The sequence below is a fragment of the Streptomyces sp. NPDC001858 genome, from assembly GCF_053594615.1.
The window spans coordinates 397459-421696 of sequence record NZ_JBSFEV010000002.1; the positions used below are offsets into that span (position 1 = coordinate 397459).

Annotated in this window: 24 protein-coding genes and 1 tRNA gene; 17 read left to right on the forward strand and 8 right to left on the reverse strand. The window is 72.3% G+C overall.

Annotated elements, in window-relative coordinates; genetic code table 11:
* The first annotated feature begins 86 nt into the window (after positions 1 to 86).
* The 7 genes from ACWCPF_RS04330 (at position 87) to ACWCPF_RS04360 (ending at position 4864) form a co-directional block, all read left to right on the forward strand.
* Positions 87 to 1007: a hypothetical protein gene (locus tag ACWCPF_RS04330; protein WP_451043408.1), complete on the forward strand. Its 921-nt coding sequence runs from the start codon at positions 87 to 89 to the stop codon at positions 1005 to 1007.
* Between the two features lie 139 nt (positions 1008 to 1146).
* Complete coding sequence (locus ACWCPF_RS04335; RefSeq protein ID WP_451043409.1) at positions 1147 to 1434, forward strand: hypothetical protein; 288 nt, start codon at positions 1147 to 1149, stop codon at positions 1432 to 1434.
* 169 nt (positions 1435 to 1603) lie between these two features.
* Positions 1604 to 2104, forward strand: coding sequence for a DUF5949 family protein (locus ACWCPF_RS04340; protein ID WP_451043410.1), 501 nt, complete (start codon positions 1604 to 1606; stop codon positions 2102 to 2104).
* Positions 2104 to 2712: a vitamin K epoxide reductase family protein gene (locus ACWCPF_RS04345; RefSeq protein ID WP_451043411.1), complete on the forward strand. Its 609-nt coding sequence runs from the start codon at positions 2104 to 2106 to the stop codon at positions 2710 to 2712. The genes ACWCPF_RS04340 and ACWCPF_RS04345 overlap by 1 nt, the downstream gene beginning before the upstream one ends.
* Positions 2713 to 2826: 114 nt before the next feature.
* Positions 2827 to 3348 (forward strand): hypothetical protein, encoded by a 522-nt coding sequence (locus ACWCPF_RS04350; protein ID WP_451043412.1) that lies wholly within the window; start codon positions 2827 to 2829, stop codon positions 3346 to 3348.
* A gap of 165 nt (positions 3349 to 3513) precedes the next feature.
* Complete coding sequence (locus ACWCPF_RS04355) at positions 3514 to 4014, forward strand: tyrosinase family oxidase copper chaperone (protein ID WP_451043413.1); 501 nt, start codon at positions 3514 to 3516, stop codon at positions 4012 to 4014.
* Positions 3998 to 4864 carry a tyrosinase family protein gene (locus ACWCPF_RS04360; RefSeq protein WP_451043414.1) on the forward strand — a complete coding sequence of 289 codons (867 nt, stop codon included), beginning with the start codon at positions 3998 to 4000 and terminating at the stop codon, positions 4862 to 4864. Before ACWCPF_RS04355 ends, ACWCPF_RS04360 begins: the two co-directional genes overlap by 17 nt.
* Positions 4865 to 4988: 124 nt before the next feature.
* Here ACWCPF_RS04360 and ACWCPF_RS04365 read toward each other — a convergent pair whose 3' ends face one another.
* The 4 genes from ACWCPF_RS04365 to ACWCPF_RS04380 all read right to left on the reverse strand — a co-directional run bounded on the left by ACWCPF_RS04365 (position 4989) and on the right by ACWCPF_RS04380 (position 8603).
* On the reverse strand, positions 4989 to 5312 hold the full coding sequence (locus tag ACWCPF_RS04365) for a chaplin (RefSeq protein ID WP_451043415.1): 324 nt from the start codon (positions 5310 to 5312) through the stop codon (positions 4989 to 4991).
* Positions 5313 to 5452: 140 nt separating this feature from the next.
* Entirely contained in the window at positions 5453 to 5740 is a 288-nt protein-coding gene (locus ACWCPF_RS04370) for an acyl carrier protein (RefSeq protein ID WP_451043416.1), read from the reverse strand.
* Entirely contained in the window at positions 5737 to 6819 is a 1083-nt protein-coding gene (locus ACWCPF_RS04375; protein ID WP_451043417.1) for an HAD-IIIC family phosphatase, read from the reverse strand. Before ACWCPF_RS04375 ends, ACWCPF_RS04370 begins: the two co-directional genes overlap by 4 nt.
* Positions 6816 to 8603: a GNAT family N-acetyltransferase gene (locus tag ACWCPF_RS04380; protein ID WP_451043418.1), complete on the reverse strand. Its 1788-nt coding sequence runs from the start codon at positions 8601 to 8603 to the stop codon at positions 6816 to 6818. The genes ACWCPF_RS04375 and ACWCPF_RS04380 overlap by 4 nt, the downstream gene beginning before the upstream one ends.
* A 537-nt stretch (positions 8604 to 9140) precedes the next feature.
* Here ACWCPF_RS04380 and ACWCPF_RS04385 point away from each other — a divergent pair.
* Positions 9141 to 9521: an S-adenosylmethionine decarboxylase family protein gene (locus tag ACWCPF_RS04385; RefSeq protein WP_069773010.1), complete on the forward strand. Its 381-nt coding sequence runs from the start codon at positions 9141 to 9143 to the stop codon at positions 9519 to 9521.
* A 31-nt stretch (positions 9522 to 9552) separates the two neighbouring features.
* On the forward strand, positions 9553 to 10335 hold the full coding sequence (locus ACWCPF_RS04390; RefSeq protein ID WP_451043419.1) for a 4'-phosphopantetheinyl transferase family protein: 783 nt from the start codon (positions 9553 to 9555) through the stop codon (positions 10333 to 10335).
* A gap of 63 nt (positions 10336 to 10398) precedes the next feature.
* On the opposite strand, the gene ACWCPF_RS04395 is transcribed toward ACWCPF_RS04390, so the two are convergent.
* A tRNA-Arg gene (locus tag ACWCPF_RS04395) sits at positions 10399 to 10471 on the reverse strand.
* Between the two features lie 321 nt (positions 10472 to 10792).
* Here ACWCPF_RS04395 and ACWCPF_RS04400 point away from each other — a divergent pair.
* The 4 genes from ACWCPF_RS04400 to ACWCPF_RS04415 all read left to right on the forward strand — a co-directional run bounded on the left by ACWCPF_RS04400 (position 10793) and on the right by ACWCPF_RS04415 (position 17077).
* Entirely contained in the window at positions 10793 to 12400 is a 1608-nt protein-coding gene (locus ACWCPF_RS04400) for a dynamin family protein (RefSeq protein WP_451043420.1), read from the forward strand.
* 3 nt (positions 12401 to 12403) lie between these two features.
* Entirely contained in the window at positions 12404 to 14458 is a 2055-nt protein-coding gene (locus tag ACWCPF_RS04405; protein ID WP_451043421.1) for a GTPase, read from the forward strand.
* Between the two features lie 296 nt (positions 14459 to 14754).
* Entirely contained in the window at positions 14755 to 15303 is a 549-nt protein-coding gene (locus ACWCPF_RS04410) for a single-stranded DNA-binding protein (protein ID WP_451043422.1), read from the forward strand.
* Between the two features lie 349 nt (positions 15304 to 15652).
* Entirely contained in the window at positions 15653 to 17077 is a 1425-nt protein-coding gene (locus ACWCPF_RS04415; RefSeq protein ID WP_451043423.1) for a TQXA domain-containing protein, read from the forward strand.
* A 75-nt stretch (positions 17078 to 17152) separates the two neighbouring features.
* On the opposite strand, the gene ACWCPF_RS04420 is transcribed toward ACWCPF_RS04415, so the two are convergent.
* On the reverse strand, positions 17153 to 17491 hold the full coding sequence (locus ACWCPF_RS04420; protein ID WP_451043424.1) for a hypothetical protein: 339 nt from the start codon (positions 17489 to 17491) through the stop codon (positions 17153 to 17155).
* A 415-nt stretch (positions 17492 to 17906) separates the two neighbouring features.
* On the opposite strand from ACWCPF_RS04420, the gene ettA reads away from it, so the two are divergent.
* The 3 genes from ettA to ACWCPF_RS04435 are packed head-to-tail and all read left to right on the forward strand — an operon-like array spanning position 17907 to position 20680.
* Positions 17907 to 19571, forward strand: a complete 1665-nt coding sequence (gene ettA / locus ACWCPF_RS04425) for an energy-dependent translational throttle protein EttA (protein WP_451043425.1) — start codon at positions 17907 to 17909, stop codon at positions 19569 to 19571.
* 6 nt (positions 19572 to 19577) lie between these two features.
* Positions 19578 to 19988 carry an acyl-CoA thioesterase gene (locus ACWCPF_RS04430; protein WP_451043426.1) on the forward strand — a complete coding sequence of 137 codons (411 nt, stop codon included), beginning with the start codon at positions 19578 to 19580 and terminating at the stop codon, positions 19986 to 19988.
* The gene (locus tag ACWCPF_RS04435) at positions 19985 to 20680 is read left to right on the forward strand and encodes a hypothetical protein (protein WP_451043427.1); all 696 of its coding nucleotides are present in this window, start codon (positions 19985 to 19987) and stop codon (positions 20678 to 20680) included. The genes ACWCPF_RS04430 and ACWCPF_RS04435 overlap by 4 nt, the downstream gene beginning before the upstream one ends.
* 59 nt (positions 20681 to 20739) lie before the next feature.
* On the opposite strand, the gene ACWCPF_RS04440 is transcribed toward ACWCPF_RS04435, so the two are convergent.
* Positions 20740 to 21153, reverse strand: a complete 414-nt coding sequence (locus tag ACWCPF_RS04440) for a globin (RefSeq protein ID WP_451043428.1) — start codon at positions 21151 to 21153, stop codon at positions 20740 to 20742.
* Positions 21154 to 21288: 135 nt separating this feature from the next.
* On the opposite strand from ACWCPF_RS04440, the gene ACWCPF_RS04445 reads away from it, so the two are divergent.
* Positions 21289 to 22323: a methyltransferase domain-containing protein gene (locus tag ACWCPF_RS04445; protein ID WP_451043429.1), complete on the forward strand. Its 1035-nt coding sequence runs from the start codon at positions 21289 to 21291 to the stop codon at positions 22321 to 22323.
* Positions 22324 to 22498: 175 nt separating this feature from the next.
* Here the strand turns inward: ACWCPF_RS04445 and ACWCPF_RS04450 are convergent, their stop codons facing one another.
* Positions 22499 to 24181, reverse strand: coding sequence for an FHA domain-containing protein (locus ACWCPF_RS04450; protein WP_451043430.1), 1683 nt, complete (start codon positions 24179 to 24181; stop codon positions 22499 to 22501).
* Positions 24182 to 24238: the final 57 nt, after the last annotated feature.

Here is a 24238-nt window from a genome sequence, read left to right on the forward strand (position 1 = left end):
GTCACGTGGTGCGTTCGATCTGTTGCGGAGCGCGACGGCGGTTCGCACCGTGGGCTCGAGACCCGACGCAATCGAGAGGAATTCCCATGCGTGGTCTGCCCGTACGGCGTATCGCTTCCACCGCACTCTGCGCCACCGTCGTCCTCGGCATCACGACCCCCGCCGCCATGGCGGCCGACGGAGCCGCGGCCCGTGAGCGCATCGCCGCGGCCTCCGATGCGCCCGCCCCCGGCGTGGTCGCGCTGCTCGCCCAGGCCGAGGGCACCGTCTTCACCCCGGTCGCGGACCTCGTCGACACGGTCCTCACGCTCGACGACGGTCAACTCACCGCCGCCCAGGCGACCGAGCTCGGCGACGCCATCAAGACGGCCGTCGCCCAACTCACGGGAACCACCCCAGTGCCGACGGTCCCGGCCGCCCCGGTCACCACCCTCCCGGCCAAGCTGCCCGCGGATCCGGCGGCGGAGCTTCCGGCCAAGCCCGCGCTGCCCGAGGACCCGGCGACGACGGTCCCGGCGGCCCCGGTCACGACGCTCCCGGCCAAGCTGCCCGCGGATCCGGCGGCGGAGCTTCCGGCCAAGCTGCCCGAGGATCCGGCGGCGGAGCTTCCGGTCAAGCCCGCGCTGCCCGAGGACCCGGCGACGACGGTCCCGGCGGCCCCGGTCACGACGCTCCCGGCCAAGCTGCCCGCCGAACCGGTCACCACGCTCCCGGCCAAGCCGGCGCTTCCGGCGGAGCCCGCTTCGCCCGCGCTGAGCAAGACCGGTGACGTCGGGAAGGCGCGGGCCGCCGATCCCGTGGCCGATGCCGTCGCCGCGCTGCAGAGCGCCGTCGACGCGCTGCTCGCCGCCGCGACCTCCCTGGACGTCGGTGAGGTCGTCGGGGCGGTCACCGGCGTGGTGGGCGGCCTGCTCGACCTGATCTCTTCGACGATCGCCGGGCTCGGCCTGACCCTGCCGAGTGTGCCGAGCCTGCCGGTGGAGGCCCCGGAGCTGCCCGCCGCCTGACGGCTGCCCACCGGTTCCGGCAACCCGATTCCCGCACCCCGGAGTTCCCCCGGGGTGCGGGAATTTTCTGCGTACGGGGTTTCCGCATCCGACGGGGATCGTTATGCACGGCGTCAGAATTTCCCCGGAAAGGAATCCGATGAAGTCCCTGAAGGCTGCCGCTGTCGTTGCCGGATCCCTGGCCCTCGCCGGCGCCGCCGCGCCCGCGTTCGCCACCCCCGCCGACCTCACGCCCACCAGCCTCAACGGCGCCGTGGACACCCTCGCCAGGGGGCCCATCAACCTGGAGGACGCGATGCCGCTGCAGCACCAGTCGGACGCGCTCGACACCGAGAACAAGGACTCCGTGCTCAGCACCGTCAAGGGCGCGACGGGCGCCCTCAACAGCCACAACCCGCTGCTCGGCGGACTGCCGCTGAAGGGCTGAGCCACGCGCCCCCGAAGGGCCGGTCCCGTCACCGACGGGACCGGCCCTCGGCGCTGTTCGAGCCGAGTCGAGCGGCGCGTCCCTCGTTCGTGTGGAGCAACGGACCGGCGTCCCCCGGTCGGGTGAGAACGCGCCCGGAGGGCCTGCGCCGCGCCGATAGGGTCGCGCGGTGACCTCAACCCCAAGCACCACCCACCCCTTCCGCGTGACCGACCTGGGCACCCTCGTCGTGATGCCGTGGAGCGGCGAGGCCCCCGACGGCAGCGACATGCCCTACCTCCTGGCCTACTCCCTCGGCGACACCGAGGACGGCCCCGAGGGGACGGCCGCCGCCGTCCGGCGACTGCTCGCCGACAACGGCATGTCCATCGGCGGCGACGTCGTCGACGGCACCGAGCGGCCGAGCCTGCCGTTCACCCTGCTCGTCGAGTCCGGCGCGGCCGTCCTGAACATGCCGAGCCTGAACGCCCAGTGCCTGCCGCCGGCGGAGTGGCTCGCGGCCGTCGAGCAGCGCGGCTACGCCTACCTCGTCTTCACCACCCGCGCCTGGCCGGAGGCCACCCCCGGCCGGGCCGTCACGCCCGAGGCGCTGGCCGCCTTCGCGGGCGCCGACGAGACCCTGACGGCCGCGGCGCACATCGTCCTGCCCGCCCGCCGCCTGCGCGGCTGATGCCCCGGCCCGAGCCCCGGCCGCAGCCGGTGGCCGCGGGCGGCGGCCCCGCGTACGCCCTGCTGCTCGTCCTCGCCGGTGCGGCCGGGCTGCTGGCCGCCTGGGTCATCACCCTCGACAAGTTCAAGCTGCTGGAGGACCCCGGCTTCACCCCCGGGTGCAGTCTGAACCCGGTCGTCTCGTGCGGCAGCGTCATGACGAGCGACCAGGCCTCGGCGTTCGGGTTCCCCAACCCGATGCTGGGCCTGGTGGCCTACGGGATCGTCGTGTGCGTGGGCATGAGCCTGCTGGCCGGCGCCGCGTTCCCCCGCTGGTACTGGCTCACCTTCACCGCCGGCTGTCTGTTCGGCGTCGGGTTCGTGTCCTGGCTGCAGTTCGAGTCCCTGTACCGGATCAACGCGCTGTGCCTGTGGTGCTGTCTGGCGTGGGTCGCCACGATCCTCCTGTTCTGGTACGCCGTCTCGTACGACGTACGGCACGGCTTTCTGCCGGCCCCGGCCGGAGTGCGGAGTTTCCTCGCCGAATTCACCTGGGTGCTGCCGCTGTCGCACATCGGAGTGGTCGGCATGCTGATTCTGACCCGATGGTGGGATTTCTGGACGAGCTGACTGTTCGTAGCACTATTACGGCACCCGGGGGAATTGTGAACTGATGCCGATTTCCGGCTCGTTACCCGCTACGGACGCACTCCCCGTACACCTCCGAAAGGGCCCGTACCCGAGATGAAGTCGACCACCCGAGGAACCCTCGCCGCAGTGATCACGTGTGTCGCGGCGGCCGCCGGCGCGGCCGCCGCGGTGACGCCCGCCGCCGCGATCGGCACGGTCCCCGTCCCCGTACCGCTGGACGGCGTCGAGAAGTCCCTCAACGTGGAACTGCCCAAGATCGGCGGCGAGATCCCGCTGCCGACGCCGGGCGCGCCCGAGGGACCGCGTTTCGTCGAGGGCCGTCTCATCCCGGAGCGGGTCGTGCCGCAGCTGCCCGTCGCCGCCGGGCTGCCCGGGCTGGGCGTGCGGGCGCCCCTGCCGGAGATCCTCGGGGACGAGTTCAACCACGTCGGCCTCGACGCCCCCGCCGCCGACCTGCGCACGCTCGGCCCGGGCCTGGACGTGGACGCCCCGCTCACCGCGCCCAACCCCGACCGCTTCGGGCTGCCGGACCTGAAGCTGCCCGAGGCGGGCGTGCTCACGCCCGTGCTGCAGGCGGTGCCGACCGCGGACCTCGGACTGGGCAAGGGGCTGTAGGGGGACGGGAGTCGTAGCCGAACCGCCGCGATCACGGGCCCGGACACCTCGTCCGGGCCCTTCGTCATGCCCGCATCCGGCACCGGGCGGTGACCAGTCGGCCCGATCGACGGTTACCCACGGAGAACCCAACCGGACCGCATCGCATCGGACGAGGAGAACACCATGGTCGTCAGCGTCGACGGAGCAGCCGCGACCACCGCGTCGGCGGGCGCGGACAGACCCGGCCCGGCGAGCCGCACCCGACGGCGTGACCTGCTGCGCGGGCTGCTCGGCGGCGCCGCCGCCCTCGCGATCGTCCCCGTCGTCGCCTCGTCCTGGCCCTCGAGCCCCACGGACTCCTCGCCCGATTCCCTCGACTCCTTCGACGAGACCTATCGGGGGCGGCAGATCAGCGGGGTCCTGGCCGTGACCGGGCGCACCGCGACGGCGGCCGACGCCGCGTGGACGGTCACGGTCGACGGCCGTCCGCTGCATCTCATGCGGCGCGCCGACGGCACCTGGCTGAGCATGGTCGACCACTACCGCTCGTACGCCACCCCGCTGGAGGCGGCCCGCGCCGCCGTCGACGGACTGGGCCCGGGCGAGCGGCTGCGCGCGGCGGCTCCGGCACACCACGACACGCACCACACGCACATGGGGGGACACCATGGCCTACATCCGTAAGGACGTCAGCACGCTCACCGCCGCCGAACGGCGGCGCTTCGTCAACGCGCTGCTGGAGATCAAACGGAAGGGGGAGTACGACGAGTTCGTCCGGATGCACATCGACCACTACGTCTCCGACGGCGACGGCGGCCGGCGCACCGCCCATATGACGCCCTCCTTCCTGCCCTGGCACCGCAGGTTCCTGCTGGACCTGGAGGAGGCGCTGCGCCGGGTCGACTCCTCGGTGACGCTGCCGTACTGGGACTGGACGCGCGACCGCAGCTCGGCCTCCGCCCCCTGGAGCAATGACCTCCTCGGCGGCAACGGACGGCCCTCCGACCGCCAGGTGACCACCGGGCCGTTCGCCTTCGCGGGCGGCGACTGGACCATCACGGAGAACGTGACCGACGGGGAGTTCCTCACCCGCGACCTCGGCCGCGCCGCCGCCCCTCTGGACCTGCCCGCCAAGAGCGACGTGGACCGGGCGCTGGAGGACCCGGTCTACGACACCGAGCCCTGGGACTCGACGTCCGCCCGGGGCTTCCGCAACAAGCTGGAGGGGTGGGGGAGCGGTCCGGGCAGCGCCGCCTGGCGCAACCACAACCGGGTGCACCGGTGGGTCGGCGGGGTGATGCTCGGCGGCGCCTCCGTCAACGACCCCGTCTTCTGGCTGCACCACGCCTTCGTCGACCTGCTGTGGACCCGCTGGCAGAGCCGGCACGCCGAGCACCGCTATCTGCCCGCCGAGCCGCCGGGACCGCGCAGCGGCCAGTACCGCAGGGTCGTCGCCCGGCACGAGAAGCTGGCCCCGTGGGACGTGACCCCGGATGAGCTGGAGGACCTCTCCGAGACGTACCGGTACGCCTGACCCGGGGTCCGGGACCCGGTCCGGGATGCGGGAGAGCCCCGGCGCTCGAGGTGCCGGGGCTCTCTTGGTGGTGCTGGTGATACGGGTGGTGCAGGTCGTGCTGGTGGTGCGTGCGGGAGTCGGCTCAGCCGCCGTAGCCGCCGTGCTTGTCGCCACCCTTGTCGTGGTGGTCGCCGCCCTTGTCGTGGTCGCCACCCTTGTGGTGGTCGCTGACGTTGGCGCAGGTGTTGCCGAAGGCCGGGTTCAGCAGGCCGACGACGTTGATGGTGTTGCCGCAGACGTTCACCGGAACGTGCACGGGAACCTGGATGATGTTGCCCGACAGGACGCCCGGCGAGCCCACGGCCGCACCCTGCGCACCCGCGTCCGCCATGGCCAGGCCGGCTCCGCTGACCACCACGGCGCTGGTGCCGAGGGCAACAGCGGCCACCTTCGCGATGCGAGACATCACGTTCTCCTTAGTGACTCGGTTCATGCGGCGGCAGGGGGCGCCGTCGCACTCCCCGTTCAACGCCGCCGCCCCGCACGGGTCACGGCACGTCCGTACGGATCACCCTTTTTGAACGGGAGGGGCATACAGACGGGTGGCTAGTGGTGTGTCGCGACGAAGTCGGACAGCGTCTCGATCGACTGCAGGCTGTCCAGGCTCAGGTCCAGCGCGGCGACGTCGACGCCGAAGCGCTGGTCGATCGCGCCCAGGAGGGTCACGCCGGCCAGCGAGGTGAGGCCGATCCGCGGGCCGAACAGGTCGGTGTCGGCGGGGAGCCCCGCGACGAAGGCCTCGTCCAGGCGGGCGGCCTCGGCGATCATCGAACGGAGTTCCCGTTCCACCGCGACCCGGTCCTGGGGGGCTCGGGAGTCCTGGGTGTCCGTCACGCCTCTGTGTCCTCTCGGTCGGATACGTGCAGCCATGCGGGCGGCGTGGGCAGCTCGCCGTGGAGCGTCCGGCCCAGGACGGCGGAGTCCGCGGCGGTCGCTGTGTCGGCGCCGGCGTCGGGTGTGCGGCGCAGGCCTGCCTGGCGGAGCAGGATGCGCATCTCCAGGTTGGCGTCGGTCGGGCGCAGGGTCACCCGGAACTCCTCCGCGCCGGCCTCCCGGGCGCGCTCCATCAGCCGGAACAGGAAGGCCGCCGCCGCGCCCCGGCCGGCGACCCGGCAGGAGAGGGCGAGCAGCGGGATCGACCAGACCGCGGGAGCGGTGCGGTCGACGAGCGCGGCGCCGATGATCCCGTACGCGCCGAACCGGTCCGCCATCCGGGCGGTGTACACCTCGTGTCCGTCCGAGGCGGCCAGTTCGCGCAGCCGGTCGGGGGTGAGGCCGGAGGAGTTCAGCCGGTGGGTGCGGGCGGCGAGTTCCAGCGCGCGGGGGATCTCCTCGGGCGTGGCCGCGCCGATGGTGAGGCGCATGTCGCACCAGCGCAGGAACTCCTCGCGCGAGCCCTGGAAGCGTTCGCCCTCGGCCCGGCGGGTCTCCTCGGTGCGGTAGCGGTGCACGCGCGCGCGGGACTCGGGGGTGACCTCCCGGCCCTCGAACGCGGCCAGCAGTTCCGGTACGTCGGCGGGGTCCAGGGTGCGGACGCCCGGCAGCAGGGCCTCGACCTCGGCGCGCTCGTACGGGGAGTCGTCGACGAGGAGCAGGGCGTCCACGGAGATGCCGAGGTCCTTGGCGATCCTGCGCAGCGACTCGCTCTTGTCCTGCCACGACACCTGCGGCGCGAGGAAGCGCATCCGCACGTCGGGACGGCCGGCGGCCAGCCGGTCCAGGACGGCGGGCGCGCTGCGGCTCGCGATGCTGCCGAGCACGCCGTGCGCCGCCAGCGCGTCGATCGCGGCGAGCATCTCCGGGCGGGGGGTGGGGAGTTCGTCGGTGGGGGTCTCCACGGCGACGTCGTCCCACAGGGTGCCGTCGAGGTCCCAGACGACGCACTTGACGCCCTCGGCGTCGAAGGCCGTCATCGCTCCTCCGCGGGCAGGAAGAGCTTCATCGACAGGCTGGTCGGATCGAACCCGAACTTGCGGTAGACCGTGCGCATCGGGACGTTGCCGACGTGGACCCGGCCGACGACCTCCGTGATCCCGTTCGCCAGGCAGAACTCCAGGCCGGCGGTGAGGAGGAGTTCGGCGACGTCGCTGCGGTTGTCCACCGGGGACACCGCCAGGGAGCGGAAGTTGGCGTAGCGGTCGCCGGTCATCGCGTTCTGGTTGATGCTCACCCAGCACCAGCCGACGGGCTCCTCGCCCGGACCGTGGGCGACGATCATGCCCTCCTTCGACTTCTCCATCGCCCTGCCGAGGCGGGCCGCCCAGCGCTCCGGGTCGTCGATGGCGTCCTCGCCGAAGGAGACCCGGGCGATCTCGGCCTCGAACCTGCCGATGGCCGGCAGATCACGCTCGTCGGCCTGCCGGGTGACGTACGGCCGGGCCCGCTCGGCGAGGGCGGCGCGCTCGGCGTCGGCGGGGCGATGCCAGCCGTGCGCGCGGGGGGCGGCCGGCGGCACGGTTGCGGCCTCGGCCTTCTGGGCGGGTGCGGGGGTGGTGGGGGCGGGGGCCGGGGGTTGTTCGGTCGGCGTCGGCGGCGTCGGCGTCGTCGGTTCCTCCGCCGGGACCAGGCGGCCCGGGCGGAACGGGCCCTTGCCACAGGTGGGGCAGCCGTCCTCGCGCAGGGCGGCGACCGAGGTCCAGCGGGCGCCGGGGCCGACGCGGACCCGGGCGTCGCACGCCACGCACGTGTACTCGCGCTGCCGGGTCCGCTTGTCGCCCGTGTAGAGGGGACCGCTGAACTCGCCCTGGTGGGAGGGGGCCGTCGAGGTGGTGGTGAGGAGGTGCTGGAAGAAGCCGACACCGCCGAGGATGCCGCTGCCCTCGTACTCGTTGAAGTTGCGGATGTAGCCGTTGGTGACCAGGCCGAGGCCCATGATCTCCCGCTGGACCTCCAGCATCTCGTCCGGGCTCTTGCCGCCGAAGGAGAAGAAGACGCTGTGCGCGGGACCGGGCCGCAGCCCCTCCACGGCACGGGAGAGGAAGAGCCGGGCGCCCTCGGGGGTGTACGGCGGGTCGGTCATGGCCACATCGTGCTGCCCGTGGAGCTCGGCGGGCAGCGGCAGGCGCAGATCGTGCCGGACGGTCTCGACGCGGGTGCCGAGCCCGGCCGACACCTTCTGGATGTAGTCGAGGATCTCCGCGGAGATGTCGACGACCGTGACCTGCTCGACGATCGGCCCGCCGAGGACGTCGCCCACCACGGCGACGGTGAGGGAGACGAGGTCGTCGTCGCCGATCAGCAGCAGCGAGCCGCCCGGCAGCGCGCCCGCGGTGAGCAGCGCGAGCACCCGGCGCACCTTGGTCTCGGCCGTGCAGTGCGACTGGTCGATGGCCATGTCCGCGGCGGGCCCCGACTCCATGAGCGCGCGCAGCCGCCGCACGGCCTCGTCCAGCACGTCGGGGATGACCAGCTCACGCCCGTCGCACGTGGTGCAGGTCGCGTCCAGGGAGAGATCCATGCCGAGCTCGGCGACGAGTTCCGTGCCGGCCTCGGTCAGCCGGGACGGACGCTCCTTGGTGACGAGTCCCCGGCGGCGCAGTTCGTTGCCCAGGGCCGCCACGATCGGCACGGGCAGGCCGGTGGCGCGGCTGAGGTCCTTGGTGGAGGCCGGGGCCAGCCGGCGCAGGGCGCGCAGGACGGACCGCACTCCGGGCGGACCCTCCTGGAGCCGGACGGCGTCCGCGACTTCCGTGAGCACAGAATCGGCGGTGGTACTCCGAGGGTGCCGACGCGCGTTCGTCACAATGCTGCTCCAGGCAAGCTGATTGGTGGATTCCGGGACTATCGAGTATACGGGCTGGCGGACAGTCGACCGGACCCGCGCAGCAGACGCGAAAACGGCGCTGAATCAGATTGCGCAGCCGATATGGAGAAGAAAAGTCCGCGATGTTTTGCGAGATGTTTTCCGCGACGTCCTGTGCGGTGTTTTCGGAGACGTTGTTGAGATGTTTTTGAGATGGCGCAGAGAACGCTTCGAGACGATTTCGCGACGGTTTTGCGATGCTTCCGAGAAGGAATGACGAAACGGCCGAGGTGGGTTTTCGGCCAAATCCATCGCGTACCCCCCGTCCCCCTTGACGCAGTGCGCGCGCGAGCCGTAGAGCGCCCCGGATGCTACGCTGGGCACCATCGAGGGCCGTTTACCGGCCTCGCAACCTTCCCCTTCGGCCGCGCGGACCAGCGCAGACCTATGTGAAAGGAGACGGGGGCAGCGGTTCGTCACCCCCGGTTCCCCATGACCAACTCCGCCAGCCTCGCCACCGAGGGCATAAACGTCGACGATCTGTGCTCTTATGCCGTCGATGTATGGGTGAGCGACCACAGCATCCTGACCGACGAGGAGCGCCTCCTCCAGGTGCTGCGCACGGCCGCCGAAAAGGGAAACGCGACGGTACTCGGCGAGGCGTCGCACGTTTTCCCGAACGGTGCCGTCACCGCGATTCTCCTGCTTTCCGCTTCACACCTGAGCATTCACACCTGGCCCGAATTCAGCCTGGCCAACGTCGATCTGCTCGCCTACGGCCGGCTGAACGGCGAGCGGATGATGCAGAGCGTCGAGCTCGGTCTTTCGCCGACGCGGATCAACGTGACGCGCATGCTGCGCGCGGTTCACTAGCGGTTCCCGAAGCCGTTCGCCGGCCGGCGTCATGCTTTCCCCGCAGTCACAGCTGGTGCAGGTCTCGTGGGCACGCCTCGGCGATGCCCACGAGGGCCTGCTGCAGCTGCTGGACCCCGTGGAGCGGGCCCGTCATGACGCGACTGTCGACCCGGCCGGCCGGGCCCGCTTCCTGGTCGGCTGCGCCCTGAGTCGGCTGCTCCTGGGCGAACTGCTCGACGTGCCCCCGGCGAAGGTGCCGCTGCGGCGCGAGTGCCCCCGCTGCGGCGGACCGCACGGGAAAGTCCGGCTGGACACCCGGGAGTCGCCGGGTGGTGCGGTGCCCGAGCCGTACGAGTTCTCCGTCACGCACAGCGGTGCGGTCGTCGGCGTGGCCGTGTGCCGGAGCGGCGTCCAGGGCGGGCAGGGCGTGCAGGTGGGCCTGGACGTCGAGGACGCCGACGGGTTCGTCGACGTCGGGAACGCGGCGCGCACGGCTCTCTCCGGCCCCGAGCTGGCCGCGCTCCACCTCCTCCCCCCTGCCGGGCGGAAGCCTGCCTTCCTGCGCGTCTGGACCAGGAAGGAAGCCGTGCTGAAGGCCCTCGGCGTGGGCCTGCGCGTCCCGCCGAGCGGGCTGGAGGTGTCGGCGCCCGAGGCGCCGCCGGCCGTCCTGTCCTGGCCGGACCGACTGGCCGCCCCGCCCGAACTGGCCATGGCGGACATGGCCGTCGACGGAGTGCATCCGGCGGCGGTCGCGGCGACGGGAATGGGCCCGGGCCCGCTGCGGGTCGTGCAGCGCGACGCCTCTGCCCTGCTGGCCGGATATGGCCGCTGAGGGCCTGCGCGGCCGAGCCCCTCGACCAACAAAAAGCCCTCCCGGGGGGAGGGCGGAGACTTGCGCCCCCGGCAGGACTCGAACCTGCGGCCAAGCGCTTAGAAGGCGCCTGCTCTATCCACTGAGCTACGGGGGCCGGGTGTGGTGGCCTCGTACGTGCTGCCCGGGTGTGGGCTGATCCGTGACGTTGCCGGGGACAAGGATAGGGCTCCCGGTTCCTTGTCCTGGTTGCTTCGCCTCCGTGGCTCAATGTGGAGGTTCGGTGAAGCGGTCCTGATAATCGCAGGCAGGTGCGAATCGTGCATCGCTTTTGCCCTCCAGGGCTACGGGTGTTGTGCACTCGTTATGCCTGCGCTGTGCCTCTGTCCCAGTCGCACCTTCCGTCCCTTGTGTCCTATCGGCGCGCAGACATGCCTATATGCTTCATAAATCCCCTAAAATTGGGCATTCTTCGCGTGTGGTGACCTTGGACGTACGGCCTCAGCTGCTCGACGCACTCTCCGCCCTGCGCGACCGTGTCGCCGCCGCGCGCTTTCCGCTGCCCCTGGCAGGGGCTCCACGCGCGCGTGCCAACCGCGACGAACTGCTCGCCCAACTCGACGACTACCTGGTTCCCCGGCTCAGGCAGCCCGAAGCGCCGCTTCTGGCCGTCGTGGGCGGGTCCACCGGCGCCGGCAAGTCGACGCTCGTCAACTCCCTGGTGGGGCGGCGGGTCAGCGAAGCGGGCGTGTTGCGGCCCACGACACGGACTCCGGTGCTCGTGTGCCACCCGGAGGACCATCACTGGTTCAGCGGCATGCGGGTGCTGCCCGGCCTCACACGCGTGTGGGCGCCCCATCAGGAGTCGGCGGACGACCTGTTGCTCCCCGGCGAGGACGCCAGACGGGTGCTGCGGATCGAGACCGCCGACACCCTCCCGCCCGGCCTCGCCCTCCTCGACGCGCCCGACATCGACTCCCTCGTCGCCGACAACCGCGTCCTCGCCGCGGAACTGATCTGCGCCGCCGACGTCTGGGTGATGGTCACGACGGCCGCCCGGTACGCCGACGCCGTGCCCTGGCATCTGCTGCGCACCGCCAAGGAGTACGACGCCATGCTCGTGACCGTCCTCGACCGGGTGCCCCACCAGGTCGTCTCCGAGGTGTCGCGGCAGTACGGCGCCCTGCTCACCAAGGCCGGGCTGGGCGACGTGCCGCGCTTCACCGTGCCCGAACTGCCCGAGTCCGCCTGGGGCGGCGGGCTCCTGCCGGCCACCGCCGTCGCGTCGCTGCGGACCTGGCTGGTCCATCACACCCAGGACCCCGGCGCCCGCCGCCACGCCCTGGCCCGCACGGCCCACGGCGTCCTCGCCTCGCTCAAGGCCCGGATGCCCGAACTGGCCGGCGCCGCCGCCGCGCAGTACGCGGCCGCGCTGCGGCTCACCTCGGCCGTCGACGGGGCGTACGACAGCGAGCACACGCGCGTGCGGGGGCGTCTGCAGAGCGGCGCGGTGCTCGCCGGCGACGCGCTCAAACGCTGGCGGGCCTTCCCGCTGGACTGCACCGCGGGCGAACTCCTGGACGCCCTGGTGGAGAGCCTCGGCGCGCTCCTGCTGTGCGCCGTCACCGCCGCCGACGAGCGCATCGACGAGGCCTGGCGGCGCGAACCGGCGGCGAGCGCACCGACGCTGACGGACCGGGACACCTCGCAGGAGAACGCCGAACACCGCATCGGCCTGGCGGTACGACGCTGGCGGCGCGAGCTCGAGGAGTACGCCGAGGACGAGGTGCGCGGCCTGGAGCGCGCTCTCGCGCCCGATCCGGAGGCGGTCGCCGCCCTCGTTGCCACGGCCCTGCTGGGCGGCCGCAGGGCGCGTTCAGCGGGCGAGGGACTCGCCGAACGGCTCGGCGCCCACGGCGCGCTGCGGCTGCGCGACCGGGCCGGACGGCTGCTCACCGAGCATCTCGACCGCGTGATGCACACCGAACGCGAGCGCCGCCTCGCCCCGCTCGACGCACTCGAAGTCCACCCCGAACCCCAGGCCGAACTCATCGCCGCGCTGTCCGTACTGCAGAAGGAGAGGTGACCGGTGACCGCCGTCACTGACCAGGACCACACGGACCACACGGATCACACCAGCCACACCAGCCACACCGATCCCGCGGAGCATGCGGAGCACGCGGAGCATGAGACTGCGGGGGAGGGCGAAGGCGCGGGCGCGGAGTTGAACGGTGGTGAAGGCGGGGATCAGGCGCAGGACCGCAGAGGTCCCGAGGAGGTCGGCGTCGGCGTCGCGGAGAGCCCCGCGAAACCGGTGAACCAGGTGAACCCGGCGAACGCGGCGAACCACGCGCGCGTACCCGACGCCGGCCAGGACGCCTCCTCCCGTCCGGACCCGCGCACGGACCCCGCCGAAGCCTGGGACGACGGTCTCATCGCCCGGCGCGTCAGCGAGGCCTCCGCCGCCGAGCAGGCCGCCGTCCTGGAGAAGCGGATCGGCGGCGGTGGCGCCGCCCCCCTGCCCTCGACCCCGCTCGCGTACGACGGAGCCCTGCGCTCCCGCCTCGACGCGCTGCGCGAACTCGTCGGGCTCTCCCGCACCCGCCTCGACAGCCGGACGCTCGCCCAGGCCGGCCGCGTCCTCGACGAGGCGGCGGCCCGGCGCAGGCTCTCCGGGCAGCACACGGTCGTCGCCATCGCGGGCGCCACCGGGAGCGGCAAGTCGCAGCTGTTCAACGCCCTCGCCGGAGTGACCATCTCGGAGACGGGCGTACGCCGGCCGACCACCTCGGCGCCCATCGTGTGCAACTGGAGCGACGGCGCGTCGAGCCTCATCGACCGGCTCGGCATCCCGGGCCGGCTGCGCAGACGGCCGGTGCAGAGCGCGGACGCGGAAGCCCAGTTGCGCGGGCTCGTCCTGGTCGACCTGCCCGACCACGACTCGGCGGCCGTGCAGCACCGCGAACAGGTCGACCGCGTCCTGGGGCTCGTCGACGCCGTCATCTGGGTCGTCGACCCGGAGAAGTACGCCGACGCCGTCCTCCACGAGCGCTATCTGCGGCCCATGGCGGGCCACGCGGAGGTCATGTTCGTCGTCCTCAACCAGGTCGACCGGCTGCCCGGCGAGGCCGCCCATCTGGTCCTCGACGACCTGCGACGGCTACTTGACGAGGACGGCGTCGCCCTCGGCGAGTACGGCGAACCGGGCGCCACCGTGCTCGCCCTGTCCGCGCTCACCGGGGACGGCATCGGGGAACTGCGCGAGCTGCTCGGCCAGTTCGTCGCGGAGCGCGGCGCCGCGGCCCGGCGCATCTCCGCCGACGTGGACGTCGCCGCGTGGCGGCTGCGGTCCGTCTACGCCACCGGGCGGCGGACCGGGCTCAGCGAGGAGGCGCGGGACGAGTTCGCCGCCCTGCTCGCGGACGCCGTGGGCGCCGTCGCGGCGGGCGAGGCCGCCGAACGCGCCTGGCTGCGCCACGCGGGCCGCGCGTGCGGGACGCCGTGGCTGCGGCTGTGGCGCTGGCACCAGGACCGGCGCGACCCTCCCACCGGACGGCTCCCCGTGCGCGCCCAGGCCGACGAGGAGGCCACGGCACGGCAACGGGTCGAGCAGGCGGTGCGCACGGTGTCCGAGCGGGCCTCGGCGGGGCTGCCCGCGCCGTGGGCGCAGGCCGTGCGGGAGGCGGCCGTACGGGGTGCGCAGGGGCTGCCCGAGGCGCTGGACGAGCTGGCGGTGCGCGCGGGACTGCCGTCGGGGCGGCCGCCGCGGCCCGGCTGGTGGCCGGCGGCCGTCCTGGCGCAGGCGTCCATGACCCTCCTCCAGGTCGTCGGCGGGCTGTGGCTGGTCGGCCAGATCGTCGGGGTCATGGCGCCGAACCTCGGGGTTCCGGTGCTGCTGATGGTGGCCGGCATCATCGGCGGCCCGCTGGTCGAGTGGAGCTGCCGGCTGGCGGCCCGGGGACCGGCCCGGCGGTACGGACAGGACGCGGAGCGGCGGTTGCGGGAGGCGGCGGCCGGCTGCGGCCGGGCGCGCGTCCTGGATCCCGTGGCGGCGGAGCTGCTGCGGTACCGGGAGGTCCGGGAGCAGTACGCGCGCGTCACGGGCGTGGGCGTGGGGGCGGGGGCGGGCGCGGGCGCACGCTGAGGCCCGCGTGGGACCGGGTGTTCACGGGGAGTGGGTGATCACGGGAGCGGGGCGTGGGTCACTCGTCCGGGTGGTGGAGTTTTCCACAGGCGGACGGTGATCCACAGCGCTCGGCGGGCCCGGCCCGACGGAGGCAGTCTGGCTGCGCGGCGATCGTGACGGACGCGGTCGCCGCGAGGGCGGTGACGGCACGCGGTGAACGCGGCGGCCGTGGCCGCCGAGGCGGACGCAACCGTACGGGACGGGCCCGTACGCGTATCCGGGCGGCGCGGCCGTCCGGCGAGGGAGGGGTCGAAGTGAACGACACGATCATCTGCGCGGTGGGCAACGTGGCGACGCAGCCCGTCTATCGGGACCTGGCGGCGGGCGGGTCGGCGAGGTTCCGGCTGGCGGTGACCTCGCGCTACTGGGACCGCGAGAAGAGCGCCTGGACGGACGGGCACACCAACTTCTTCACGGTGTGGGCCAACCGCCAGCTGGCCACGAACGCGACGGCCTCGCTGAACGTCGGCGACCCGGTGATCGTCCAGGGCAGGCTGAAGGTGCGCACGGAGTCGCGCGACGGACAGCAGAGCCGGACGTCGGCGGACATCGACGCGGTGGCGATCGGCCACGACATCTCGCGGGGCACGTCCGCCTTCCGGCGCTCGGGCCGCACCGAGCCGACGACGGCCGCCGGAGCGCCCACGCAGCCCGAGCCCAACTGGGAGACGCCGGCCGCGGATGCCACGGATGCGACTGACTCCACGGATGCGACGGACTCCACGGGCTTCAGGGATTCCACGGGCTTCACGCAGCCGGAGGCCGACACCTCGCGCCGACGCGAGCCGGTGGCGGTGATGTGAAGTGAGTTGAGTTGATGGGTGGGGGTGCGCGGAGACGCATAGGGGCGTGTGAGGGTGCGCAGGGGTGCGCAGTAGTGACGGAGTGTCAACGATCGTGACCGGACCCCTGAGGTCGAACTGCGGCTTATCGGCGAATGCGTTCCGAGCGACGGAATGGATTTGTCGATAAGCCGGGCCGCTGGACGATCTTGGGGATAACGATTCCGAGTCGGATCGGCGATCCGATGAGATGACCGGCAGGCGTGGTGCGCGGCGTCTCTAGGATGCCGGACGTGGCTCACGGGGCTTCTGATTCTGCTGGTGGGACCGTACCCCTGACATCAACGGGTCCTGCTCGAAGGGGAATTGCGTGATTTCTTCGTTCTCCGCGCCGTTCGTGCGTGGACGGGGGGCGGTCCGCCTCACGGTGGCGACGCTGGCGTCCGGCTTCGTCGCCGCCGCCTTCGGCGTGCTCGCGGGTGCAGGCCCGGCCGCGGCCGCCGAGATGACACAGAGTCAGGGCGGAGCCACCGCGACCATAGGCGGCCTCAAGACCTTCGGCGCCGCCGTGATCCACGCCGAGGGCGGGGACCAGGAGGTCTCGGCCGGCCTGTTCGAGATGTCCGTCGAGGGCGGCGGCACCCTGCAGACCTACTGCGTCGACCTCTTCAACCCCACGCAGCGGGATGCCAAGTACCGCGAGACGCCGTGGACCGGCACCTCGCTCGGCGCCAACCAGAACGCGGGCCGCATCCGCTGGATCCTGCAGAACTCGTACCCCCAGGTCAACGACCTCGCCTCGCTCGCGGACAAGGCGGGCATCGACGGCGGTCTCACCGAGCAGGACGCGGCCGCCGGCACCCAGGTCGCCATCTGGCGCTACTCGGACGGCGCGACCGTCGACGCCGTCGACCCGCAGGCCGAGCGGCTGGCGGACTACCTTCAGAAGGCGGCCCGAGTCCTGGCCGAGCCCAAGGCCTCGCTCACCCTCGACGCGCCCGCCGTCTCCGGCCACCCCGGCGAACTGCTCGGCCCGGTGACGGTGCACACCAACGCGAGCGGCGTGACGGTGACGCCCCCGCTGGACGCCGCCACCAGCGGGGTGCGGATCGTCGGGAAGGACGGCAAGGAGGTCACGTCGGCGACGAACGGCAGCCAGCTGTTCTTCGACGTGCCCCTCGACGCGGCGGACGGCTCGGCCGAGCTGACCGTCCAGGCCTCGACCACCGTGCCCGTCGGCCGTGCCTTCACCTCCGACAGCCGCAGCCAGACCCAGATCCTGGCCGGCTCCAGCGAGTCGACGGTGTCGGCGACGGCGAGCGCTACCTGGGCGAAGCAGGGCGCCATTCCGGCGCTGTCGGCGGCGAAGAACTGCGCGAAGACGGGCGTGGACATCACCGCCGCCAACCAGGGCGACGCGGCTTTCGTCTACGAGCTGATGGGCATCGAGCACACCATCCCGGCGGGCGCGTCCCAGACGGTGACGATCCCGCTGCAGGAGGACCAGGCCTACGACTTCACGATCAACGGGCCGCAAGGCGTCGAGAACCGCTTCACCGGCGTCCTGGACTGCCAGACCCAGGCCGACGAGACCGCCGGCCTGACCACCCAGACCCTCAGCGAACCGAGCCCGGCCACGGCGGGCGGCACCTCCGTCGCGAACGACACCAACCTCGCCGCAACAGGCGGCACCAGCGCGACCCCCCTCATCGCGGGCACGGCCATCGGCCTGGTGGTCATCGGCGGAGCAGCCCTGATCCTCACCGCCCGCAAGGAAAACGGGGCGCAGGACTGACCGCCGTCAAAAGGCGGCGATCCCCAGGGAATACCAGCCTCGTGACACCTCTAAAAAAATCGTGAGGAGAGCGAGTCATTCATCGCTCTCGCAGAGCGCAATTGCCTGAATCGGGACGTGGCTGTCGGCCAGCCACGTATTCGGCTTCTCGGTCGAGGGCGCATTTGCGAGCACCAAAGGGTTCGGCCACTGGGTGCTGATCGCCACGATGAGCCCCCAGTTGTATCCGCCCCCGATCAGATGCGTGCCTGCCGGGCACGTCGCCTCAGATCTCAAGTCCTGGCCCGGGTCGGACCAGTTCCCGGCAACCGCTGTGGTCGTCGCGGCCTCCGCTGCGGGCGCCATGGTCATGAGCAGGGCGCCGGCGGTGACGGTGCTTGCGGCCAGGACGGCGAGGTTGATACGACGAGTCACGGGATCCTCTTTTCATCAGAAGTATTCCCAGATATCGAGTGTAGGTGTGCTGCCTCCGTCTCGCATATCGTCGTTCTGGGCCTCGGATTGCCTATCACATTCCCATCGACTCGCCACTGGGGTGAGCGCAACTCTTTTGTAGAGCGTGCCGGTGCATTGTTGGGGAAATGCACGGCGAGGCGAGGCGGCGGCTGAGGTTCAGCCCGGCGGCGTCGAGGGCGTCGTCCTCGGCGGAGCGGGCGGTGCGCAATGATCAACCCGGGGCCGTCTCGGGGCCGTCCCTGGGCCGTCCGACGCCCCCCGAGCCCCCAGGCCAGCCGCCCCCGACCATATGGGTTACCACCCGGGGGTGGACGTCAGGCAAGATGGGGTGTATCTGCCCACTGCCTGATTTCAAGCTGCCGGACGGTTTCTCTTGGCTGAGTACATCTACACCATGCGCAAGACGCGCAAGGCGCACGGCGACAAGGTCATCCTTGACGACGTGACGCTGAGCTTCCTCCCCGGCGCGAAGATCGGTGTGGTCGGGCCGAACGGTGCTGGTAAGTCCACCGTTCTGAAGATCATGGCGGGGCTGGAGCACCCCTCCAACGGCGATGCCTTCCTGTCGCCGGGCTACTCCGTCGGCATGCTGCTCCAGGAGCCGCCGCTCGACGAGGCCAAGACGGTCCTGGAGAACGTGCAGGACGGCGCCGCCGAGATCATGGGCAAGCTCAAGCGCTTCAACGAGGTCGCCGAGCTGATGGCGACCGACTACTCGGACGCGCTGCTCGACGAGATGGGCAAGCTGCAGGAGGACCTGGACCACGCCAACGCGTGGGACCTGGACACCCAGCTGGAGCAGGCCATGGACGCCCTGGGCTGCCCGCCCGGCGACTGGCCCGTCACCAACCTGTCCGGGGGTGAGCGCCGCCGGGTCGCGCTGTGCAAGCTGCTGCTGGAGGCCCCCGACCTGCTGCTGCTCGACGAGCCCACCAACCACCTGGACGCCGAGTCCGTGCAGTGGCTGGAGCAGCACCTCGCGAAGTACCCCGGCACCGTCGTCGCCGTCACCCACGACCGGTACTTCCTGGACAACGTCGCCGAGTGGATCCTGGAGCTCGACCGCGGTCGGGCCCACCCCTACGAGGGCAACTACTCCACCTACCTGGAGACCAAGGCGACCCGCCTCAAGGTCGAAGGGCAGAAGGACGCCAAGCGCGCCAAGCGGCTCAAGGAAGAGCTCGACTGGGTGCGGTCCAACGCCAAGGGGCGGCAGGCCAAGTCCAAGGCCCGTCTCGCCCGGTACGAGGAGATGGCGGCCGAGGCCGACAAGATGCGGAAGCTGGACTTCGAGGAGATCCAGATCCCGCCGGGCCCGCGGCTCGGCTCCATCGTCGTCGAGGTCAACAACCTCACCAAGGCCTTCGGCGAGAAGGTCCTCATCGACGATCTCTCCTTCACGCTGCCGCGTAACGGGATCGTCGGGGTCATCGGGCCCAACGGCGCCGGCAAGACCACGCTCTTCAAGATGATCCAGGGGCTCGAGACCCCGGACTCCGGCAGCATCAAGGTCGGCGAGACCGTCAAGATCTCGTACGTCGACCAGAGCCGCGAGAACATCGACCCCAAGAAGTCGCTGTGGGCCGTGGTGAGCGACGAGCTCGACTACATCAACGTCGGTCAGGTCGAGATGCCGAGCCGCGCGTACGTCTCCGCCTTCGGGTTCAAGGGGCCGGACCAGCAGAAGCCCGCCGGCGTGCTCTCCGGCGGTGAGCGCAACCGTCTCAACCTCGCGCTCACCCTCAAGCAGGGCGGCAACCTGCTCCTCCTCGACGAGCCGACCAACGACCTCGACGTCGAGACCCTCAGCTCCCTGGAGAACGCGCTGCTCGAGTTCCCGGGCGCGGCCGTGGTCGTCTCCCACGACCGGTGGTTCCTGGACCGAGTGGCCACGCACATCCTCGCCTACGAGGGCGACTCCAAGTGGTTCTGGTTCGAGGGCAACTTCGAGTCGTACGAGAAGAACAAGATCGAGCGTCTCGGCGCGGACGCCGCCCGTCCGCACCGCGCCACCTACAAGAAGCTGACCCGGGGCTGATCGATCTTGCGGCACATCTACCGCTGCCCGCTGCGCTGGGCGGACATGGACGCGTACGGCCACGTCAACAACGTGGTCTTCCTCCGCTACCTGGAGGAAGCCCGTATCGACTTCCTGTTCCGCCCGGAGAAGGACTTCAAGCAGGGGTCCGTGGTGGCGCGCCACGAGATCGACTACAAGCGGCAGCTCGTCCACCGGCACACGCCCGTGGACATCGAGCTGTGGGTCACGGAGATAAAGGCGGCGTCCTTCACCATCACCTACGAGGTGAAGGACGGGGACGTCGTCTATGTCCGCGCCTCGACGGTCATAGTGCCGTTCGACTTCGACACGCAGCGGCCGCGACGGATCACCGCCGACGAGCGTGAGTTCCTCGGCGAGTACCGGGACGACGCCGAGGAGGCCGTCGCCGCATGACGGTGCTGCACCTCGCCGACGAGGGGGAGGCGGCGGATCTCGCGGCCTTCCTCTCCCGGCTGCTCCACTACGACCGTGGAGCCGCGGTCCGGCTGCAGGCGGCCGGCACCGCGCTCGCCGTCTTCGGCCGGCCGCCGTCCTTCGAGGTGCTCGCGATCCGCGCGGTCCGGCTGGCCAAGCCGTACGAGAACGGTCTCGACGCCACGCTGGACGTGACCGTCTCGGCGGGCGAGCTGCTGGAGTCCGTCGACGAGGGCGCCGCCACCGCGGGCGTCCCCGGAGCCGTCACCGGGCCGCCGTGGGCCGGTGTGCTGCCGCCGCGCGGTGGCTGGCGGCCCGAGGCGGGGCTGCCCGCGCCGGACGCGCTGCGGGCGATGGTCGGGGCGGCCGTCGCCGAATTCCGGTCCCGTACCGAGGAGTTGGCGGCCGAGCTGCGGACCCGCACCGAGCTCGACCGGATCGGGCGCGAGATCTGGTCCCGGACGGTCGGGGAGACCGGCCTTCCCGTGCGGGTCGTGCACGCGGCCCAGTCGCTCGGCTTCCTGCGCCCCTCGGCGGGTTCGGGGGATCTGGCGCTGCTGTCGCTCGGCGGGTGGCTGCGGCTGCGCACCCCGTACGGGTCGATCGCCGTACGGCGTGCGGGGGCGGGGCTCGGGATGCCGTCCCTCAGCGTCCGCCGACAGCACCCCTGAGAGCCCCGGAAGCACCACCCCCGGGGTCACTCCGGGGTCACTCCGGGGTCATTCCGGGTTCATTCCGGGGTGTTCACCATCGACGCCGCCGCGTACGTCAGGTAGTTCCACAGCGTCTGCTCCTGCTCCTCGGGCAGGGCGAGCTCGTCGACCGCGTCGCGCATGTGCTTCAGCCAGGCGTCGTGCGCCGCGCGGTCCACGGCGAAGGGCGCGTGGCGCATCCGAAGGCGCGGGTGGCCGCGGTTCTCGCTGTAGGTCGTCGGGCCGCCCCAGTACTGCATGAGGAAGAGCGCGAAACGCTCCTCGGCCGGGCCCAGATCCGCCTCGGGGTACATGGGCCGCAGGATCGGGTCCTCGGCGACTCCCTGGTAGAAACGGTGGACCAGTCGGCGGAAGGTCTCCTCCCCACCGACCTGCTCGTAGAAGGTCTGCTCCTGAAGCGTGCCGCGCCGAATCTCTTTCACATCCCCCATGGTCTCAGACGGGGAGACGGAGGACCCGAGGCTTAGGACCACGGGCCCGGGCCTGCCCCAGGGCTCACGTCAGGGCTTGCCCCGAGGGGCACCGCGGGGCTCGCTTCCCGGGGCCGTGCGCCGCACAGTGGAGTCATGGGCGCCCATGAAGTCGACCGGGGCGGCGAGCCGCTCGCGGGGGTCGCCGTCGCCGCGCGTGCCTCGCTGGTGCGCGTGATCGAGGCCAGCGGGGCCTTCGACGCCGATCCGGGGTGGCGGGAGGCGTTCGCGAACGTCCCGCGGCATCTCTTCGTGCCGTACTACTACGTCGGAGGCGTAGGCGGCTACGAACGGCGCTGGGGCGAGAGCCCCGACCCCTGCGCCCGGGAACGCTGGGTGCGCGGCGCGTACGAGGACGTCCCGCTGGCCACCCGGCTGCGCGACGGTGTGCTGGTCTCCTCCAGCAGTCAGCCCTCGCTGATGGCGCTGATGCTGGCCGAGCTGCGGGTCGAGGCCGGCAGCCGGGTCCTGGAGATCGGCGCGGGCACGGGCTACAACGCGGCGCTGCTGTCGTTCCGGCTCGGCGACGGGAACGTCACCACTGTCGATCTGGACACGGAGATCACCGAGTCCGCCCGCCGGCATCTCGCCGAGGCCGGGTACCGGCCCACGGTCGTCACCGGGGACGGGGCGCGCGGAGTTCCCGAACGCGCCCCCTTCGACCGGATCATCGCGACCTGCACGCTGACGTCGATCCCCCGGGCCTGGCCGGCCCAGTGCGTCCCCGGCGCCCTGATCCTGGCGCCGCTGGCCACCGGGCTGATCGCGCTGACCGTCCGGGACGCGGAACACGCCGAGGGGCGCTTCCTGCACACCCCAGCCTACTTCGTGCCGCTGCGCGGGTCGCCGCCGGGCGGGCCGGAGCGGCCCGAGCCGGAGCCGGTGGCGCTGGCCGGGGTGCCGCGCCGGGCCAGGGAGAGCGAGCTGTTCCACTTCCTGCTGGCGCTGACCCGGGACACCCTCGAACCGCAGGAGGCGTTCGCCCTGTGGGAGCGCGAGGGCATGCCGGGGCGGGAGCGCTTCGGCATCACGGTCGGCGCCCGGCACGCGTGGGCATGGCTCGACGAACCGGAGGGGCCGTACGCATGGCCCCTGCCCGGCTCGTTCGACCCCGGTTTGGTAGAGCCCTAGAGGTCTAGAGCCGGTCCGGGCTTTAGAGCCTGTCCGGGCCTAAGCGGGTCGGGCGAAGTCGGCTGCGGTTCGGTAGCGCCCCGAAGGGGCGCGGGGAACTGCGCGACCAGCCACGACGGCGTCGCAGCGGAACGACGGCACAGCGCGGCACAGCGCGGCACCCCCAGCGGAGCGCCTAGCCGCGGCGGACCGTGATCGTCGTCCAGGCGCCGACGTGCACCTGGTCGCCGTCCTGCAGCGGGACCGGGACGAACGGCTGGATCGGTTCTTCCGAGCCGTTGACCGTCGTGCCGTTCGTCGAGTTCTGGTCGACGACCGCCCAGCTGCCGTCCGGCTGCTGGACCAGCACCGCGTGCTGGTGCGAGACGCCCGGGTCCTCCGGCGGCACCGACAGGTCGATGTCGGGGGTCTCGCCCGTGGAGTGACGGCGGCGGCCGATGGTGATCTGGTTGCCGGTGAGCGTGCGCTGCTGCTCGGGCGAGTACGCGGGCAGGTTCAGCCCCGCGGCCTCGGGGCCCGAGCGGTGCATCATCGCCATGAAGTACCCGCGGTCCGGGCCGATCGTCGCCGACCAGGTCGTCGGCTGCTGCGGGAACGCCGGACCGGGCGGGGGCGGCGCCTGCGTGGTGCCGGGCTGCGGGTAGCCGTAGCCACCGCCGCCCTGAGGTCCACCGGGGCCACCGGGACCGCCGGGGCCGGTGTTCGACGGCGGGGACAGCACCCAGTCGTCGTCACCGCCGCCGAAGGGCTGGCCGCCCTGCGGTCGGCCCGTCTCCTGCGGGTAGCCCGGCTGGGCCGGCGGACCGGACGGCTGGAAGGCCTGCGGAGCCCCCGGACCTCCGGGGCCTCCCGGACCGCCCTGGCCGCCGCCATGGCGACCGTGGCCGCCCTGGCCCGGCATGCCGGGGCCGGCCGTGGGCGTGGGCCCGGACGGCGGCGGAGCCTGGCGCGAGGGGTCGCCGCCGAAGCCGGACGGGCCGCCGGGGCCGCCGGGGCCGGAGCCGGGCGGGCCCGGCGGACGGCCGCCGGGGCCGGAGGGCAGGCGGCCGAAGGGGTCTGCGGAGGGCTCGCGGCCGAAGGGGTCCGAGGACTGCCCGGTCTGCTCCCGCCGGTAGGGGTCCTGCGGCGCACCGGGCGGCGGGCCTGCGAAGGGGTCGCCGGGCGGGCCGGGAGGACGGCCGCCGCCGGGACCGGAGGGACCGCCGGGCCTGCCGGGTCCACCCTGTCCACCGAGTCCACCGGGTCCGCCCTGTCCACCGGGTCCGCCCGGGCCCGACGGCTCGCGGCCGAACGTCGGGGGGCCGCCGGCCCGTCCCGAGGGACCTCCCGGCTCGCCACCGAAGGGCTGGAGCGGTTCGGCGGGACGATTCACCTGTGACGGGCGGGAGCTCTGGTATTCGAACGAGTCACCGCCCCCGTAGGACGGCGGCGCCGGCGGGAACTGCCCACCAGGACCCCCGGGACCCCCAGGACCACCCGGACCCCCGGGACCACCCGGACCCCCGGGACCACCGGGTCCGCCCGGGCCAGGGGCCGGTGGGCGCGGGGCGGCCGGCATGTACGAGGTCGCCGTGTTGGTCAGGAAGTTCCACCGGCACTCCTCGCAGAAGGGCGCGCCGCCCTCACGGGGCGTACGGCACTGCGGGCAGAGCTCCGGCTCGTGGTCCGGCACGGAGGACAGGTGCCGTCCGCCACCGGGCTGGCCGGGCTGGCCCTGGCCGGGCGGGGGCGGCGGGAAGCCGTAGCCGCCGGCGGTGGGGGGCGGCGGAGGCGGAGGTACGGCACCGGCCATGCGGTGACCGCAGACCTCGCACCAGTCGTCGGAACCCGACTGGTGTCCGTTCGGGCAGGTCGGCATGTCGGCGCGTCCCCCTCTCTCCTTCGGTGTCCCGGAAAGCTGTTCTCGGGAGCTCGT